The following is a 15,920-nucleotide window of genomic DNA, read 5'->3' on the forward strand; positions in this document are numbered from 1 at the left end:
AGGCGCGCATGACCTTCTCCCTCGTCGCCCACTGCCCGGAGACTGGCCAGTTCGGCATGGTCGTCTCCTCCTCCTCCCCGGCCGTCGCGGCCCGCTGCGCCCATGCCCGCGCCGGCGTCGGCGCGGTCGCCTCGCAGAATGTGACCGACCCCCGGCTCGGCCCGCACGCGCTCGACCTGATGGAGCGCGGGGCGACCGCGCGGGAGGCGGTCTCGATCCTGGAGCGCACGGGATCGCACATGGAGTACCGGCAGGTGCTCGCGGTCGGGCGCTCGGGGCAGAGCGCCGTCTATTCGGGCGGCAACGTGCTGGGCCTCTGGTCCTCGGCGCAAGGCAACGACGTGGCCGCAGCGGGCAACCTGCTCGCCGACACCGGCGTGCCCGAGGCGATGGTGGGCAATTTCCTCCACAGCCGCGGCGACCTCGGCGACCGCCTCATGCAGGCCCTCCGCGCCGGGCTCGACGGTGGCGGCGAGGCCGGTCCGGTCCATTCCGCCGGGCTCCTGCTGGTCGACAAGCAAAGCTGGCCGCTCGCCGAACTGCGCATCGACTGGACGGAGGATTGCCCGATCACCGCGCTGGAAGCCGCATGGGCCACCTACAAGCCGCAGATGGCCGATTACGTCGCCCGCGCGCTCGACCCCTCCGCCGCCCCCTCCTACGGCGTGCCCGGCGACGAGTGACGCCGCGCGCCCGGTGCAAACCGGCCATCGCGCTTTGCGCCCGCCCGCGCTAGGCTGGGCGCACCACTCACACACCGCGCCAGAAAGACCCGCCATGCCCCTGCGTTTCACCCTGCGACAGCTCGAATACTTCGTGGCCGTCGGCGAGGCGGGCAGCATCTCGCTGGCCTCCGAAAAGGTGAATGTCTCCGCCCCTTCCATGTCGTCCGCCATCGCCCAGCTCGAGGCGGGCTTCGGCGTGCAGCTCTTCACCCGACGCCACGCGCAGGGCTCCGTGCTGACCGAACCGGGTCAGGCCTTCATGGAGCAGGCGCTGAAGATCCTCGCCGAGGCCGACAAGCTCAATGACCTCGCCCACATCGTCTCCGACACCGTGCGCGGCTCGCTCCGGGTGGGCTGCCTGCGCACCTTCGCGCAAATCCTCATCCCCCAGCTCCGCCGCCAGTTCGAAGACAAATATGCCGATGTCGACTTCACCCAGCTCGAACTCGACCAGGCCGAGATATTCGAAGGTCTGCGCAGCGCCCGGATCGACATCGCGCTCACCTACGACCTCGCCCTCGTGAGCGACATTGCCTTCGAGCCGCTGGTCAAGCTGCCGCCCTACGTGATGCTCCCGCCAGAGCACCCGCTCGCCAGCCGCAGCACGCTGGAGCTGGCCGACCTCGTCGATCACCCGATGGTCCTGCTCGACCTGCCGCACAGCTCCGACTATTTCCTGTCTCTTTTCCGCAGCCTCGGGCGGCGGCCGCAGGTGATCGAGCGCACCCGCGAAATGGCGGTGCAACGCAGCCTCGTGGCCAACGGCTTCGGCTTCGGGCTGGCCAACATCCGCACGGTTTCCGACACTGCGCCAGACGGCAAGCCGCTGATCTTCCTGCCGCTCTCCGGCAACCCCGAGCCGCTGAACCTCGGCATCGCCACCACCCGCGCGGTGCATGTGTCACGCCGGGTGCAGGCCTTTATCGACCATTGCCACGACCTCGTGGATGCCCGCCGCCTGCCCGGTCTCGTCGTCTGACCTCTGCCGCCGAAGGCCCGCTCAGTCGCCGCGCCGCCCGCCGATGGCAGGCGCGCGGGCGATCAGCACCGAACCGGTGATGGCCGCCACCGAGGAGGCCAGCAGCACAGCGAGCTTCACGCTCTCCAACTGCGCGCCCTCGAAGGCCGCCGAGCTGATGAAAATCGACATGGTGAAGCCCACACCGGCCAGAAACCCCGCCCCGATCATCTGCTGCCAGCCGATCTCGGAGGACAGCCGCGCAAGGCCCAGCTTCGTGGCGATGAAGACGATCCCGACAATGCCCAGCGGCTTGCCGATCAAAAGCCCCAGCATCACCCCCAGCGCCTCGGGCGCCATGGGTGAAAAGCTGGACCCGATAATCAGCAGCCCGGTGTTGAAGAAGGCAAAGAGCGGCAGGATCAGAAAGTTCGACCAGTTCTCCAGCGCGTTCTGCAGATGAAACCCCGGCTCCCGCAGCCGCTCCACTGCGTTCTGCAGCCGGTGCACCGCAGCATCGCCCAGCCCGTCCTCCGCCGTGTCCGCCTCCACGATCGCGGCGGCCTGTGCGGCAATGCCCTCCGGGTCCGCCGGGCGGCGCGAGGGGATCGCGGCGGCGGTCAGCACCCCCGCCAGCGTGGCATGCAGCCCCGACTCGTGAACGAAGTACCACAGCACCAAGCCAAGGATCAGGTAGGGCGCCCGGTTATATACCCGGCCCACCGCCAGCCCGATCATCAGCGCTAGCACAAGCACGGCCACAAGGAACTCCGCCATGTGAAACCCGTGGCCGTAGAACACCGCGATGACGAGGATCGCGCCAAGGTCATCGGCGATCGCCAGCGCCGAGACGAAGACCTTCAGCGAAGTCGGCACCTTGTCGCCCAGCAGCGCCATGATCCCGAGGGTAAAGGCGATGTCCGTCGCCATCGGCACGCCCCAGCCATGCGCCGTGTCCTCGCCCCAGTTGATGCCCGCGTAAATCAGCGCAGGCACCACCATCCCGCCCAACGCGCCGAGGATCGGCAGGATCGCCCGGTCCCGCGTGGACAGCTCGCCAAAAACGATCTCCCGCTTGATCTCGATCCCGACCAGCAAGAAGAACAGCGCCATCAGCCCGTCGTTTATCCACGCTTCCAGCGACAGCCCAAAGCTGGCGCCGCCGAAGCTCAGGGCAAACTCCGTCTCGCGGAACTCTTCGTACCAGTCGTGCCAGCCGATGTTGGCGATGGTCAGTGCGGCGAGCGTGGCGAGGATCAGCACCAGCCCTGCCGAGGCCGCCCAATGAAAGAAATCCTCGCTCGCCAGTGCCAGCCGCAGCCCCAGCGGCTTCTCTACCGCCTCGATCAGCGAGTCCTCGTCCCACGCGCCCTCGTAGAACCGCCCGTCGATGAAGATCAGCGGCATCATGATGTCGTCCACCGCGCCAAGGCTCTCGCGGTCCTCGTCGATCCGGGCGCGGGTCTCGTCGGCGGCAAAATCCGCCCGAAAGCGCGCCATATCGAGGCCCAGCTTCTCGGCCAGCCGCTCCACCTTGGTCGGGCTAAACTTCGGAGGGCTCTCGAACAGCGCCTGATGCATCTCGATGAACCGGCCCTGCCGATGGGCGGCAATGGCGGCGCGGGCGGCATGCTCCGATCCGTCCGTGTCGTTTTCAGGCTCGATGAACCGCACCGCGGTCGAGGCGTTCTGCGCGCCAAACCGCCCCGGCGAGCGCTGCACGATGTCGCGAATGCGGCGAGTGTGCGGGCAGGCGTAATCGACAAACCACACCGTCTTGACCCGCCCGGTGCCCTCGCCCAGCAGAATGTCGCGCTCGGCGTCGAAGGGCTTTGCAAGCGTCGGGGCCATCTGGGTCTCTCCTGCGGTCGCGCGTGTCAGACAGCTTAGGTGGGGCGCGGTGCGGCCATCTCAAGACACCCGCTCAGCTTTGCCGCGCCAGCACCCCCTCGGCCCAGCGGTCGGCGGCGGCGCCGAAGCAGTCATGCACCGAGTCCACCGCGATAACGCTGCCCGAGGCCATCCGCCCCAGCACCGCCAGCCCCTCCGCCGGGCGGCCATCGCGGGCAAGTGCGCTGCCATCTGCGGCCACGGCGGCGCCCAGCCCCTCTGCCACCTCGTGCAGCCAGCCTGCATCGCGCAGACCTGCCAACGCCGGGTCGGTCACCGGGGCGAGGGCAGGGGAGGGCAGCACCGCATCCACCATCGCCGCGGCGGTCAGCTCCGCCGTGTCGCCATCCAGCACCCAGCCCTCCGGCACCAGCCGGATGTCGGGGTCTTCCACCGCCCGCTGGTCCACCACGCCCGCCGCGATCAGTGCCAGCAGTTCCTCGGCAGAGCGCAGCGGTGGCCCGTAGGAGTAGCGCTTCAGTGCATCGTCGAATTTCAGCAGCGCAGCAGCGGTCTCCGGGGCCATCCGTGCGGGGTTGAAGCCCTGCCTGAGCGCGTTCTGCCATTTCCGCCAGAGCTGCCCCAGCGCATAGCCCACGTCCGGTGCTCCGCCCCGTGCCATCTCCACATGAGCCTCCAGCGCCTCCACCGCGCCGCGCGTCTCTTGGCTGCCCGGGGCCTCGCGCTCCTGCGCCAGCCAGTCGCGCACCGCGCGCTCCTCCACGCCCGCCAACCGCGCCACCGGGGCCTCCAGCGTGGCGCAAACCCGCTCCAGCGCTGCCTCCGCCGCCATGCTCACGGCCTCTGCCAGCCCGGCCTCGAACGCCTCGGTCTCCGGCTCCAGCGGCTCAAAACCCGCGTCCACTTCGGCATTGGCTGGCTTCGGCGCGGGCGCCTGCCCATCCAGCGAGAAGGGTACGATCCGCTCCGGTTCGCGCCCCGAGCGAATGTAAGCGTCGCCCTCAAACCGCCCGCCCTGCCCAAGGGTCAGCAGCCGCAGCACATCGAGGGTCGAGAGGCCAAGCCCACGCACCCCCACCACCTTGCCCGCCCAGTCGTGGGCGGCCTCTTCCAGCGCCGTGCCGGGGTAGGCGGGCCGCAGCGGCAAGCCGTGCCGCTCTGCATGATCCTGCCAGTCGGCAAGCTGCGGGTCCGGCGCGCTCTCGGCTTGGCCTTGCGTCAGCAACACCTCGTCAAACGGCCCCTGTGCGCCGCCCGCCTCCAGCCACCAGCCATCGTCTCGCCGCTCGATCCGCGCCACCTTCTCGCGGTGCATCACCGGGCGCAGCCGGGCCTCCAGATCGTCGAACCTGTCTGCAAAGAACCGCCCGAGCGCCGCCCGGGGCGGAAAATCCTCCGGGTCGCCGCCCAGCCACGCGCCAAAGGCCCCGCCGTCGATCCGCACCTCGCGGACAGGCAGGTTCAGAAGGCACAGCGGGCTTTCATCGGGCGAAAAATTCGGCCCCGCACCGCAGGGCCGCACCGGGTCAAACAGCTCCAGCCGTGGGGCATCGGCCCGTTTGGCCAGCGCCTCTGCCGCGCCAAGCCCCCTTGGCCCCATCCCGATGATCGCAATCCGGCTGCCGCCCTTCGTCTCACTCATGGGCGCGACTGTCCGCTATCCCCGCGCCGTGTGGAAGCCCGAAATGAGCTGCCGCAGCCCCAGTGCCGCGCCCGCGTATATCGCGGCAAAGGTCAGCGGGGCCGACCACGCCAGCACCGAGAAGGCGCTGATCCCTTGCCCCACCGAGCAACCCACCGCCAGCACCGCACCCGGCCCCATAAGCGCCGCACCGATCATCTGGCGCTTCAGCTCGCGCGGGTCTTCGCAGGCCTCCCAGCGAAAGTGGCCCTTTATGAGCGATCCGGCAAAGGCGCCGATCAGCACGCCTGCCACCGAGCCGACGCTAAAGCTCAGCGTGTTGCCGCTCGCCGTCATCAGCCAGAAGATCGTGTCCCCCAAAGGCTGCGAAAAGCTATGCGTCGTGATCCGCTCGCCGTCGAACCCGGTGTGCGCCACCCACCACGTCCCGATCCAGCCGGAGAGCACCGCAAGGCCCACCGCGATGCCCCAGAGCACATGGCCCGGCGAGCGCAGCATCTCCCGGCTGGCGAGGCCCAGCAGCAGGATCGCCCCGCCGATGGCCAGCGCCACCGCCACGGGCGAGAGGCCCGTGGCCCCGCCGAGGCTCTCGGCAAACCCCTGCGGCGCGACCGCCATGTCATCCACCGGAAAGAGCCAGACCCGCGCATGGGCCAGCGGGCCGGACAGCACCGCATAGGCCGAAAGGCCCATCACCAACACGATGATGAACCCGCGCAGATCGCCGCCCCCCAACCGCGCCAGCGCGCCGTAACCGCAGTTGCCCGCAATCGCCATGCCATAGCCAAAGAGCAGCCCGCCGATGATGCTGCCCAGCGGAGACCAGACGCGGCTGAGATAGAGCGTTTCGGTGGGGTCAAAGCTGCCGCCCGCGCGGGCCAGCGCCGCGCCGATGACGGCGGTGCCGATGGCCAGCGCCCACATCCGCAGGCGGCGGCTGTCTCCGGCATAGAGCTGGTCTTCGATCGCGCCCAGCGTGCAGAACCGCCCCATCCGGGCCGCAAGGCCCAGCAGCACGCCGCCCGCCAGCCCCACGAGGGCGACGGCGTTGGCATCTCCGATCCGGTCAAGAATGGTGTCGAACACCCGGCTCTCCTCCCAAAGGCCCGGACATCCGCAAAGGGCGCGTCAGCCCTCCTTGCAGAACATCTCGTAGACGACTTCCATCATCTTCTTCGGGCGGTCATCCGCGAGGCTGTAGTAAATCGCCTTGCCGTCCCGGCGTGGGGTCACGAGCCCTTCGAGCCGCAGCCGCGACAGCTGTTGCGACACGGCGGCCTGCCGGGCGCTCAGCAGCTCCTCCAGCTCGGTCACCGTCTTCTCACCGGTGGCGAGGTGGCACAGGATCATCAGGCGGCCCTCATGGCTGATCGCCTTCAGAAAGTTGGCGGCGGCGGTCGCATTGGCCACCATCCGCTCCATGTCTTCGGCGCACATGTTCTTGTCGAACACCGGAAGGTTGGGTTTGTCGTCAAGCATCTCTCGCGTTCCCTCGCCTCTCATCCTTCAGCCCCGGCGCTCGCCGTCAGAGCCACCCCGTTCTGCTCCAGCATTTGCCCCAGCAGCCCCCAGAAAAAGTCCTCGCCCGGATAGCCCTCGATCCGCGCAAGCTCCGCGCCATCGCGGACCAGAACGAAGGTGGGCGTGAAGTGCAAACCACGGGCAAAGTCGATGTCACCGGGCGGCGCGCCAATATCTACACGCTGCAGCGGCGCGGCCTCGCCCTCGGGCGTCTTGCCGTAGATCGGCCCGATCTCCTTGTTCCACCGCGCACACCACGCGCAGCCCGCCTCTTCCACCATGACAAGCACCATCTCGGCCCGTGCCGCAAGGGGCAGGACCGCGAGGGTGAAGGTCAGGAGGAGAGCCGCAAGCCGCAAGGGCGCCGATCCCGATTGACGTTCCATTCAACAAACATAATATGATAATGGGTCCGAAACAAGGCCCGCTGTCAGTGCGCTGCCCGCGCGCCGATAGCCCAAAATGACAGCCCGTAATCAGGAGGAGGCGGCCATGCTGCTCGACGTCGGCATCTGGAGCGCCTTCATCGGCGGGCTCATCGTGTTCTTCTCGCCCTGCGTGCTGCCCATTGTGCCGTTCTACCTCAGCTACATGGCCGGGGTCGGTATGTCCGAGATTTCCGCCGATGGCACCCTCGCGCGCGGCGCCCGCCTGCGCCTGATCGCCTCCGCCATCATGTTTTCGCTCGGCATGATGACCGTCTTCGCGATCCTTGGGGCAGGGGCCTTCGCCATCTCTGAGCTGTTCAAAACCTATATCGACTACTTCCGCTACGCCGCCGGGGCGCTGGTGCTGATCATGGGGCTGCACTTCCTCGGCCTCTACCGCATCGGCTTTCTCGATCGGACGCTCCAGATCGACGCGGGTGACACCTCCAACATGACCATCTGGTCAAGCTACCTCGTCGGACTCGCCTTCATGGCCGGGTGGACGCCCTGCGTCGGCGGCGTGCTCACCGGCGTCTTCATGATGGCCTCCACAGATGAGACCGCATGGCGCGGGCTGCTCATGGTCAACGTCTTCGGCGCCGGCATGGTGCTGCCCTTCATCCTCGCGGCGCTCTTCACCGCGCCCTTCATGCAGTTCGCCGGGGCCTTCCGAAAGCACCTCGGCAAGATGGAGAAGGTCATGGGCGCCTTGCTCATCCTCTTCGCCGTCCTAATTCTCACCGGGACCGTCAACGCCATCGCTTGGTGGCTGATCGAGAAGTTCCCGGCCTTCACCAACTGACCAAGGAGGCACCCATGAAACGCCTGCTCACCTTCCTCGCCGCCACTCTCATGGCCACTGCGAGCCATGCCGCCGAACTGGGCGACGACGGGCTGCACATCGAGCCTTGGTTCCGAGACACCTTCAAGGACATGTCCGACGATCTTGCCGAGGCGGGGGCCGAGGGCAAGCGCTTCATGGTCATCATCGAGCAGCGTGGCTGCATCTACTGCACCAAGATGCACGAAGAGGTGTTCTCCGACCCGGCGGTGAAACAGCTGATCGAAGAGAACTTCTTCGTCGTCCGCCTGAACATGTTCGGCGATATCGAGGTGACCGACTTCGATGGCGAGGCGATGGCCGAGAAAGACATGGTCAAACGCTGGAACGCGCTCTTCACCCCGACGATTCTCTTCTTCCCCGAAGAGGTCGAGGAAGGCAAAACCGGGGCGCAGGCCGCCGTGGTCACCATGCCCGGCGCTTTTGGCAAATGGACCACGATGAACCTGCTCACCTGGGTTCTCGAAAAGGGCTACGAGGGCGATGAACCCTTTCAAAAATACCACGCCCGCAAGTTCGCCGAGCAGCAGGGCTGAGGCCAATGCTGCGGTGCAACATAATCAATAATTCAGGTAACTGAATTTGTTATTGCGGTGGTGCCCGGTTGTGCGCTACCGTATGCCGACAAAGGTAGCGGGTCCGCAGCGGCCCGGCCACCCAAGGGAGGGATCATGAACAAAACGCTTGGAGCGATCGCCGCCGCAACCGTGCTCGGCACGGCAGCCTGGGCCGAAACCGTCGCCCCCACCGCCGTTGCCTATGATGATTACGGCGCAGTCGAAGCCTCGCTCACCGGCGCGCCCGGTGATGTCGAGAATGGCGCGGTGCTGATGAACAAGGGCGCGGGCAACTGCGTCGCCTGCCACCAGATCGGCGCGCTGCCCGAGCTGGCCTTCCAGGGCGAGATTGGCCCGGCGCTCGACGGAGCCGGCAGCCGCTGGACCGAGGCCGAACTGCGCGGGATCGTGGCGAACGCCAAGAAAACCTTCGAGGGCACCATGATGCCGTCGTTCTACAAGACCGAGGGCTTCATCCGGCTTGGCAACGCCTACACCGGCAAGGCCCATGAGGGCGATGTCGCCCCGCTTCTGACCGCTCAGGATGTCGAGGATGTCGTCGCCTTCCTGATGACCCTGAAAGACGAATAACCCATTGCTCACCGGCCCGATCTGCGGGCCGCCAAGGAGGCTTCAATGACCCTTAGCAGACGAGACACCCTCTTCCTCGGTGCCGGCGCCGCTCTGGCCGCCGCCCTGCCGATGCCCGCCATGGCCGACGCCGTGGCCGATGCGATCACCGCCTTCACCGGCGGGGCCGATGTGGCCGAAGGCGGCGTCACCATCAACGCACCCGAGATTGCCGAGAACGGCAACACCGTGCCAGTCGGCGTGTCGGCCGAAGGTGCAGAGAGCATCATGGTGCTGGCCACGGGCAACCCCACGCCCGCTGTCGCCACCTTCACCTTCGGTGCGCTCGCCGCGTCGCAGTCCGGCTCCACCCGCATCCGCCTCGCCAAAACGCAAGACGTGATCGCGGTGGCCAAAATGGCCGACGGCAGCTTCAAGCAGGCGTCCGCAACCGTGAAAGTCACCATCGGCGGCTGCGGCGGCTGAGGCAGAGATAGAGGAGACGAAAACAATGGCATCTGGTGTCAAACCCCGCGTCAAAGTCCCCAAGTCGGCCTCTGCCGGCGAGGCGATCACGATCAAAACCCTGATCTCGCACCCCATGGAGAGCGGCCAGCGCAAGGATGGCGACGGCAACCCCATTCCGCGCTCGATCATCAACCACTTCACTTGCACCTTCAACGGCGAGACCGTGATCGACGTGAAGATGGAGCCGGCGATCTCGACCAACCCGTATTTCGAATTCGAGGCCACCGTGCCCGAGAGCGGGACCTTCGAGTTCACCTGGCAAGATGATGACGGCTCGACCTACACCGAGACCAAGGAAATCACCGTCGGCTGATCCCACGCCGCACACGTTCAGGGAGGGACGCGTGAACAAAGCAAGCAAGAGCGCAAGCTACATCGCACTGGTTGCGGCATCCGCCTTCGCGGTGGCTGCCCACGCCGGGCCGGATGAGGACAGCCTCACCATCAACGGCGAGACCGAGATCGTCACCGAAGCCGCCGCGCCCGATCACCTGTCGGACGCCTTCGATACCATCTACTCCGGCTGGCGTTTCCGCACCGACGAGACCCAGTCGCTGGAGATGGACGATTTCGACAACCCCGGCATGCTGACCGTGGATGCCGCGATGGAGGCCTATGCCACCGCCGAGGGCACCGTGGGTGAAAGCTGTCAGGGCTGCCACGAGGGCGTAGAGACTTTCGCAGGCCTCACCCCCACCATGCCCAAGGTCGATGAAGAGACCGGCAAGCTGGTCACGATGGAAGACGCCATCAACGACTGCCGCACCGAGCGCATGGGCGCTGATGCGTGGAAGTGGTCGGGCAACGAGATGCAGGGCATGGTGGCCCTGATCGGCCTGCAATCGCGCGGCATGCCGATGAACGTGGCCATCGACGGACCCGCCGCCCCCTTCTGGGAGCAGGGCAAGGAGATGTATTACACCCGCTACGGCCAGCTCGAGCTGTCCTGCGCCAACTGCCACGAGGACAACTACGGCAACATGATCCGCGCCGACCACCTCAGCCAGGGGCAGACCAACGGCTTCCCCACCTACCGGCTGAAGCAGGCCAAGCTGATCTCCAAGCACAACCGCTTCCGGGGCTGCATCCGCGACACTCGCGCCGAGACCTTCGCTGAAGGCTCCGATGAGTTCCGCGCGCTGGAGCTTTACGTCGCCTCTCGCGGCAACGGCCTTTCGGTCGAAACCCCGGCAGTTCGCCAGTAAGCTAGGCCCGCGTCGGAGCAATCCGGCGCGGGTTTTCTGTCCCTGACAGATGCACACATGCGCATATAAATACAGGATGAGCTTACAATGATCTCCCGCCGCGATTTCCTTCAGGTCGGCATGGCCGCCTCCGCCCTCTACGGCACCTCCGGTTTCGGCAACTGGGCGCGTCTGGCCGCGCAGCAGGCGCTCACGCAGAATCAGCTGCTGGAGTTCGACACCTTCGGAAACGTCTCGCTCATCCACGTGACCGATATCCACGCCCAGCTGAAGCCCGTTTACTTCCGCGAGCCGTCCGTCAACCTCGGCGTGGGCGAGAACAAGGGCGTCGTGCCCCACATCACCGGCGCCGACTTCCGCGCGCTCTACGGCATCGAAGACGGCTCACCCTCCCATTATGCCCTCTCCTCCGGCGACTTTGCCGCGCTGGCCGCGCAATACGGCCGGGTCGGCGGGCTGGACCGCGTGGCTACCGTCATCAATTCCATCCGCGCCGACCGCCCCGATGCCCTCCTGCTCGATGGCGGCGACACATGGCACGGCTCCTACACCTGCCTGCAAACCCAGGGGCAGGACATGGTGAACGTCATGAACGCGCTCAAGCCTGACGCCATGACCTTCCACTGGGAGTTCACCCTCGGCTCCGACCGGGTGAACGAGATCGTCGAGGGCCTCCCCTTCGCCGCCCTCGGCCAGAACATCTTCGACGCCGAGTGGGACGAACCGGCAGAGCTCTTCCCGCCCTACGAGTTCTTCGAGCGCGGCGGCACCAAGATCGCCGTCATCGGTCAGGCCTTCCCCTACATGCCCATCGCCAACCCCGGCTGGATGTTCCCCGAATACTCCTTCGGCATCCGCGACGAGCACATGGCCGAGATGGTCGAGGAGGTCCGCAGCCAAGGCGCCGAGGTGGTCGTCGTCCTCTCCCACAACGGCTTCGACGTGGACAAGAAGATGGCCTCCGTGGTGCCCGGGATCGACGTGATCCTCTCTGGCCACACCCATGACGCGCTCCCCGAGCCGGTGGTTGTCGGCAACACCATCGTCGTCGCCTCCGGCTCCCACGGCAAGTTCGTCTCCCGCGTGGATCTCGATGTGCGAGACGGCCGGATGATGGGCTACCGCCACAAGCTCATCCCGATCTTCTCCGATGTCATCGCCCCCGACGCCGAGATCGCCGCCCTGATCGACGAACAACGCGCGCCCTACGAGGCCGAAATGTCCGAGGTCATCGGCCAGACCGACACCACCCTCTACCGCCGCGGCAACTTCAACGGGACGTGGGACGATCTGATCTGCGACGCCCTCCTTTCCGAGCGTGACGCCCAGATCGCCATGTCCCCCGGCGTCCGCTGGGGCGCCTCGATGATCCCGGGGCAGGACATCACGCGCGAAGACATCTTCAACGTCACTTCCATGACCTACCCCAACGCCTATCGCACTGAAATGACGGGCGAATTCATCAAGGTCATCCTCGAAGACGTGGCCGACAACATCTTCAACCCCGACCCCTACTACCAGCAGGGCGGCGACATGGTCCGCATCGGCGGCATGGGCTACCAGATCGACATCAGCAAGCCGCAGGGCGAGCGCATCTCGGGCATGACCCTGCTCTCCTCCGGCGAGCCCATCGACCCCGGCAAGAACTACACCGTTGCCGGCTGGGCCTCGGTCAACGAGGGCACCGAAGGCCCGCCCATCTGGGACGTGGTCGAAAGCCATATCAAGAAACTCGGCACGGTCACCGCAGGTGACCATGACAACGTGAAAGTGGTGGTCGACTGACCACCATCCACACCCCCGTGAATGAGGAGCACACCCCCATGAGCGACGATCTCAAGCTCAATCGCCGCGCCGTTCTGGCCGGCTCCGCCGCCGCTGCGGCAGGCACGCTGGCCGCGCAGGCCCGCGCCGAAGGTGATCCGCTGATCACCGAGCCGCAGGATTGGGCCATGAGCCTCGGCGAAGGCGTCGATGCCACCCCCTACGGCATGCCGATCGAGTATGAGGGTGACGTGATCCGCCGCAATGTGCCCTGGCTCACCGCCGATCCGATCTCCTCGATCAACTTCACGCCCATCCACGCGCTCGACGGCACCATCACGCCTCAGGGCTGTGCCTTCGAGCGCCACCACTCCGGCGCCATCGAACTCCGCAAGGAAGACTACCGGCTGATGATCAACGGCCTGGATCTTCAGCCGCTGGTCTTCACCTATGCCGATCTCGAGCGCTTCCCGCGCGAGAACCACGTCTATTTCTGCGAATGCGCGGCCAACACCGGCATGGAATGGGCCGGCGCCCAGCTCAATGGCGCCCAGTTCACCCACGGCATGATCCACAACATGGAATATACCGGCATCCCGCTCCGCACCCTGCTGAACGAGGCCGGATACGAGGGCGCCACCGAGGGCCGCTGGGTCTATGTCGAGGGCGCCGATGCCTCCTCCAATGGCCGCTCGATCCCGATGGAAAAGGCGCTCGACGATGTGCTCGTGGCCTTCAAGGCAAACGGCGAGGCTTTGCGTAAAGAGCACGGGTATCCGGTGCGCCTCGTCGTTCCCGGCTGGGAAGGCAACATGTGGGTCAAATGGCTCCGGCGGATCGAAGTGACCGACGCCGCCGTGGAGAGCCGCGAGGAAACCTCCAAATACACCGACACGCTGGCAGACGGCACCTCCCGCAAGTGGACATGGGTGATGGACGCCAAATCGGTCGTCACCTCACCCAGCCCGCAAGCCCCCATCACCCACGGCCCCGGCCCGCTGGTCATCACCGGCATGGCATGGTCCGGCCACGGGCGGATCACCCGCGTCGACGTGTCCAAGGACGGCGGCAAAACATGGGAGACGGCCCGCCTTGGCCGCACCCAGGGCGACACCAAGGCCCTCACCCGCTTCTACCTCGACACCGAATGGGACGGCTCCGAGATGCTGCTGCAAAGCCGCGCGATGGATGAAACCGGCTACGTCCAGCCGACCAAGGCCCAACTGCGCGAAGTGCGCGGCCTCAACTCGGTCTACCACAACAACTGCATCCAGACCTGGCATGTGAACACAGACGGGAGCGCTGAAAATGTCGAAGTTTCTTAATATCTTCGCCCCCGCCTTGGGTGGCACCGCCACCCTGCTCGGCGCGGCCTACATCGCCGCCGACCAGTTCGTGGTTGATGTGCCCGCGCCTCTGCGCGGTCAGGCGATCCCCGCCGCCGAAGCGCAAACCACGCCCGAGCCCGTGGCTGAAGAGGCCGCCCAACCCACCGATGCGGCGCCCGCCGAGGTGGCACCCGAGGCCGCCGAAAGCCAGCCCGAGGCTCCCGCCGAGGCTGCCCCTGTCGTCCTCGCCAAATTCGGCCTTGGCCGCCCCGCCACGGATGACGAAATCGCCGCGTGGGACGTGAAGGTCATGCCCGACGGTCGCGGCCTCCCCGAAGGCTCCGGCTCCGTCGAAGACGGCGAGGCGCTCTTTTCCGAAAACTGCGCCGTCTGCCACGGTGAATTCGCCGAAGGCTCCGGCAACTGGCCCAAGCTCGCAGGCGGCGACGGCACACTTGCCGACGAAGACCCGCTCAAGACGGTCGGCTCCTACTGGCCCTACCTCTCCACCACCTTCGACTACATCCACCGCTCCATGCCCTTCGGCGCGGCCCAGACCCTCTCGGCAGATGACACCTACGCCATCACGGCCTACATTCTGTATTCGAACTTCATGGTGGATGAGGACTTCGTGCTCACACGGGAGAACTTCCTTGAGGTCGAGATGCCCAACGCCGAGGGCTTCATCGTCGATGACCGCGCCCAAACGGAATATCCGCAATGGCGCGCCGAACCCTGCATGGAGAACTGCAAGGACAGCGTCGAAATCACCATGCGCGCCACCGTGCTCGATGTGACCCCCGAGGAGGAGGGCGCTGCCGAGGAGGTGGCGCAAGTCGCCGAAGCGGCCGCCCCTGCCGACGAGGCGCAAACCGAAGCGGCAACCGTCGAAACGGTCGCCGCCGAGGAGCCTGCCACCCAAGAGGCCGCCACCGAGAAGCCCGCCGCCGAAGAAACCATGGCCACCGCCGACCCCGAGCTGATCGCGGCAGGCGAGAAGGTCTTCAAGAAATGCAAGGCCTGCCATCAGGTCGGCGCGGGCGCCGAAAACAAGACCGGCCCTCAGCTCAACGGCATCATGGGCCGCACCGCCGGCACCGTCGAGGGGTTCAAATACTCCAAGGCCATGAGCGAAGCGGGCGAGGGCGGGCTCGTCTGGAATACTGAAACCCTCGCAGGCTTCCTCGCCAAGCCCAAGGCCTACCTGAAAGGCACCAAGATGTCGTTCAACGGTCTTCGCAAGGAGGATGACATCGCGGCGGTCGAGGCCTACCTCGGATCCTTCGCCGAATGAGGCCGCTTCGCACCGCTCTCCTGCTCACCGCGCTCGGCCTCCTGCCGGGCGCGGGCGCAGCATCGGAGGCGGGCGATGTGGCGCGCGGCGAGAAGGCCTTCGCCAAGTGCAAGGGCTGCCATCAGGTCGGCGCCGAGGCCAAAAACCGTATCGGCCCGGCGCTCAACGGTCTCTTTGGCCGCCGCGCCGGCTCGATCGACGGCTTTCGCTATTCCAAGGCTTTCACCCGCGCGGGCGAAAAGGGGCTGGAGTGGCACGCCGACACGCTCGACGCCTTTCTCGAGACCCCCAAGCAGATCGTGCCGGGCACCCGCATGAGCTATCGCGGCGAGGATGACCCGCAGGTGCGCGCCGATCTCATCGCCTACCTGCGCACCTTCTCCGCCTCGCCCGCCAACATCCCCGAGGCCGACCCCACGGCCCAGGGCACCGATCACGATCTGGACCCGGCCATCCTCGCCCTCGTGGGTGACCCCGAATACGGCGAATATCTCGCCTCCGAATGCACCACCTGCCACCAGGCCACCGGCGGGGATGACGGCATCCCCTCCATCGTGCTCTGGCCCGAGGAGGATTTCGTGGTGGCCATGCACGCCTACAAGCAAAAGAAACGCGAGCACCCGGTGATGAACATGGTTGCCGGGCGCCTCGGCGACGAAGAGATCGCGGCGCTGGCCGCGTATTTTGCGACCTTGGAGGAGTGAACGG

Annotated in this window: 17 protein-coding genes; 12 read left to right on the forward strand and 5 right to left on the reverse strand. The window is 66.5% G+C overall.

Going from position 1 to position 15,920, the window contains the following annotated elements:
• Nucleotides 1-8: 8 nt before the first annotated feature.
• Nucleotides 9-683, forward strand: a complete 675-nt coding sequence (locus ACUXVX_RS05820) for a DUF1028 domain-containing protein (RefSeq protein ID WP_446310768.1) — start codon at nt 9-11, stop codon at nt 681-683.
• 94 nt (nt 684-777) lie between these two features.
• On the forward strand, nt 778-1,704 hold the full coding sequence (locus tag ACUXVX_RS05825; RefSeq protein ID WP_222470438.1) for a LysR family transcriptional regulator: 927 nt from the start codon (nt 778-780) through the stop codon (nt 1,702-1,704).
• A gap of 21 nt (nt 1,705-1,725) precedes the next feature.
• Here the strand turns inward: ACUXVX_RS05825 and nhaA are convergent, their stop codons facing one another.
• The 5 genes from nhaA to ACUXVX_RS05850 form a co-directional block, all read right to left on the reverse strand.
• Complete coding sequence (gene nhaA, locus ACUXVX_RS05830; protein WP_446310769.1) at nt 1,726-3,534, reverse strand: Na+/H+ antiporter NhaA; 1,809 nt, start codon at nt 3,532-3,534, stop codon at nt 1,726-1,728.
• Between the two features lie 73 nt (nt 3,535-3,607).
• Nucleotides 3,608-5,176 carry an FAD/NAD(P)-binding protein gene (locus ACUXVX_RS05835; protein ID WP_446310770.1) on the reverse strand — a complete coding sequence of 523 codons (1,569 nt, stop codon included), beginning with the start codon at nt 5,174-5,176 and terminating at the stop codon, nt 3,608-3,610.
• Between the two features lie 15 nt (nt 5,177-5,191).
• Complete coding sequence (locus tag ACUXVX_RS05840) at nt 5,192-6,250, reverse strand: YeeE/YedE family protein (protein ID WP_446311510.1); 1,059 nt, start codon at nt 6,248-6,250, stop codon at nt 5,192-5,194.
• Nucleotides 6,251-6,304: 54 nt separating this feature from the next.
• Nucleotides 6,305-6,655 carry an ArsR/SmtB family transcription factor gene (locus ACUXVX_RS05845; RefSeq protein ID WP_222470435.1) on the reverse strand — a complete coding sequence of 117 codons (351 nt, stop codon included), beginning with the start codon at nt 6,653-6,655 and terminating at the stop codon, nt 6,305-6,307.
• Between the two features lie 20 nt (nt 6,656-6,675).
• Entirely contained in the window at nt 6,676-7,083 is a 408-nt protein-coding gene (locus ACUXVX_RS05850; protein WP_446310771.1) for a hypothetical protein, read from the reverse strand.
• Nucleotides 7,084-7,189: 106 nt separating this feature from the next.
• On the opposite strand from ACUXVX_RS05850, the gene ACUXVX_RS05855 reads away from it, so the two are divergent.
• The 10 genes from ACUXVX_RS05855 (at nt 7,190) to ACUXVX_RS05900 (ending at nt 15,916) form a co-directional block, all read left to right on the forward strand.
• On the forward strand, nt 7,190-7,927 hold the full coding sequence (locus tag ACUXVX_RS05855) for a cytochrome c biogenesis CcdA family protein (RefSeq protein ID WP_261384776.1): 738 nt from the start codon (nt 7,190-7,192) through the stop codon (nt 7,925-7,927).
• Between the two features lie 14 nt (nt 7,928-7,941).
• On the forward strand, nt 7,942-8,502 hold the full coding sequence (locus ACUXVX_RS05860) for a thioredoxin family protein (protein WP_446310772.1): 561 nt from the start codon (nt 7,942-7,944) through the stop codon (nt 8,500-8,502).
• Nucleotides 8,503-8,637: 135 nt separating this feature from the next.
• Nucleotides 8,638-9,114: a sulfur oxidation c-type cytochrome SoxX gene (soxX, locus tag ACUXVX_RS05865; RefSeq protein WP_222470432.1), complete on the forward strand. Its 477-nt coding sequence runs from the start codon at nt 8,638-8,640 to the stop codon at nt 9,112-9,114.
• Nucleotides 9,115-9,159: 45 nt separating this feature from the next.
• A complete protein-coding gene (gene soxY / locus ACUXVX_RS05870; RefSeq protein ID WP_446310773.1) occupies nt 9,160-9,579 on the forward strand; it encodes a thiosulfate oxidation carrier protein SoxY in 420 nt (139 codons plus the stop codon).
• 25 nt (nt 9,580-9,604) lie between these two features.
• Nucleotides 9,605-9,934, forward strand: coding sequence for a thiosulfate oxidation carrier complex protein SoxZ (gene soxZ / locus ACUXVX_RS05875; RefSeq protein ID WP_222470430.1), 330 nt, complete (start codon nt 9,605-9,607; stop codon nt 9,932-9,934).
• Between the two features lie 31 nt (nt 9,935-9,965).
• On the forward strand, nt 9,966-10,826 hold the full coding sequence (gene soxA, locus ACUXVX_RS05880) for a sulfur oxidation c-type cytochrome SoxA (protein WP_446310774.1): 861 nt from the start codon (nt 9,966-9,968) through the stop codon (nt 10,824-10,826).
• Between the two features lie 87 nt (nt 10,827-10,913).
• Nucleotides 10,914-12,611: a thiosulfohydrolase SoxB gene (gene soxB / locus ACUXVX_RS05885; protein ID WP_446310775.1), complete on the forward strand. Its 1,698-nt coding sequence runs from the start codon at nt 10,914-10,916 to the stop codon at nt 12,609-12,611.
• Between the two features lie 38 nt (nt 12,612-12,649).
• Nucleotides 12,650-13,915: a sulfite dehydrogenase gene (gene soxC / locus ACUXVX_RS05890; protein WP_446310776.1), complete on the forward strand. Its 1,266-nt coding sequence runs from the start codon at nt 12,650-12,652 to the stop codon at nt 13,913-13,915.
• The gene (locus ACUXVX_RS05895; RefSeq protein ID WP_446310777.1) at nt 13,899-15,212 is read left to right on the forward strand and encodes a c-type cytochrome; all 1,314 of its coding nucleotides are present in this window, start codon (nt 13,899-13,901) and stop codon (nt 15,210-15,212) included. The genes soxC and ACUXVX_RS05895 overlap by 17 nt, the downstream gene beginning before the upstream one ends.
• Nucleotides 15,209-15,916, forward strand: a complete 708-nt coding sequence (locus ACUXVX_RS05900) for a c-type cytochrome (RefSeq protein WP_222495524.1) — start codon at nt 15,209-15,211, stop codon at nt 15,914-15,916. Before ACUXVX_RS05895 ends, ACUXVX_RS05900 begins: the two co-directional genes overlap by 4 nt.
• Nucleotides 15,917-15,920: the final 4 nt, after the last annotated feature.

Source organism: Vannielia sp. SX4, assembly GCF_052828525.1.

Excerpts from the sequence above, each read along its gene's own strand:
- ACUXVX_RS05820 (WP_446310768.1), top strand. The coding sequence starts at position 9 with ATGACCTTCTCCCTCGTCGCCCACTGCCCGGAGACTGGCCAGTTCGGC.
- ACUXVX_RS05825 (WP_222470438.1), top strand. The coding sequence starts at position 778 with ATGCCCCTGCGTTTCACCCTGCGACAGCTCGAATACTTCGTGGCCGTC.
- nhaA (WP_446310769.1), bottom strand. The coding sequence starts at position 3,534 with ATGGCCCCGACGCTTGCAAAGCCCTTCGACGCCGAGCGCGACATTCTG.
- ACUXVX_RS05835 (WP_446310770.1), bottom strand. The coding sequence starts at position 5,176 with ATGAGTGAGACGAAGGGCGGCAGCCGGATTGCGATCATCGGGATGGGG.
- ACUXVX_RS05845 (WP_222470435.1), bottom strand. The coding sequence starts at position 6,655 with ATGCTTGACGACAAACCCAACCTTCCGGTGTTCGACAAGAACATGTGC.
- ACUXVX_RS05850 (WP_446310771.1), bottom strand. The coding sequence starts at position 7,083 with ATGGAACGTCAATCGGGATCGGCGCCCTTGCGGCTTGCGGCTCTCCTC.
- ACUXVX_RS05855 (WP_261384776.1), top strand. The coding sequence starts at position 7,190 with ATGCTGCTCGACGTCGGCATCTGGAGCGCCTTCATCGGCGGGCTCATC.
- ACUXVX_RS05860 (WP_446310772.1), top strand. The coding sequence starts at position 7,942 with ATGAAACGCCTGCTCACCTTCCTCGCCGCCACTCTCATGGCCACTGCG.
- soxX (WP_222470432.1), top strand. The coding sequence starts at position 8,638 with ATGAACAAAACGCTTGGAGCGATCGCCGCCGCAACCGTGCTCGGCACG.
- soxY (WP_446310773.1), top strand. The coding sequence starts at position 9,160 with ATGACCCTTAGCAGACGAGACACCCTCTTCCTCGGTGCCGGCGCCGCT.
- soxZ (WP_222470430.1), top strand. The coding sequence starts at position 9,605 with ATGGCATCTGGTGTCAAACCCCGCGTCAAAGTCCCCAAGTCGGCCTCT.
- soxB (WP_446310775.1), top strand. The coding sequence starts at position 10,914 with ATGATCTCCCGCCGCGATTTCCTTCAGGTCGGCATGGCCGCCTCCGCC.
- soxC (WP_446310776.1), top strand. The coding sequence starts at position 12,650 with ATGAGCGACGATCTCAAGCTCAATCGCCGCGCCGTTCTGGCCGGCTCC.
- ACUXVX_RS05895 (WP_446310777.1), top strand. The coding sequence starts at position 13,899 with ATGTCGAAGTTTCTTAATATCTTCGCCCCCGCCTTGGGTGGCACCGCC.
- ACUXVX_RS05900 (WP_222495524.1), top strand. The coding sequence starts at position 15,209 with ATGAGGCCGCTTCGCACCGCTCTCCTGCTCACCGCGCTCGGCCTCCTG.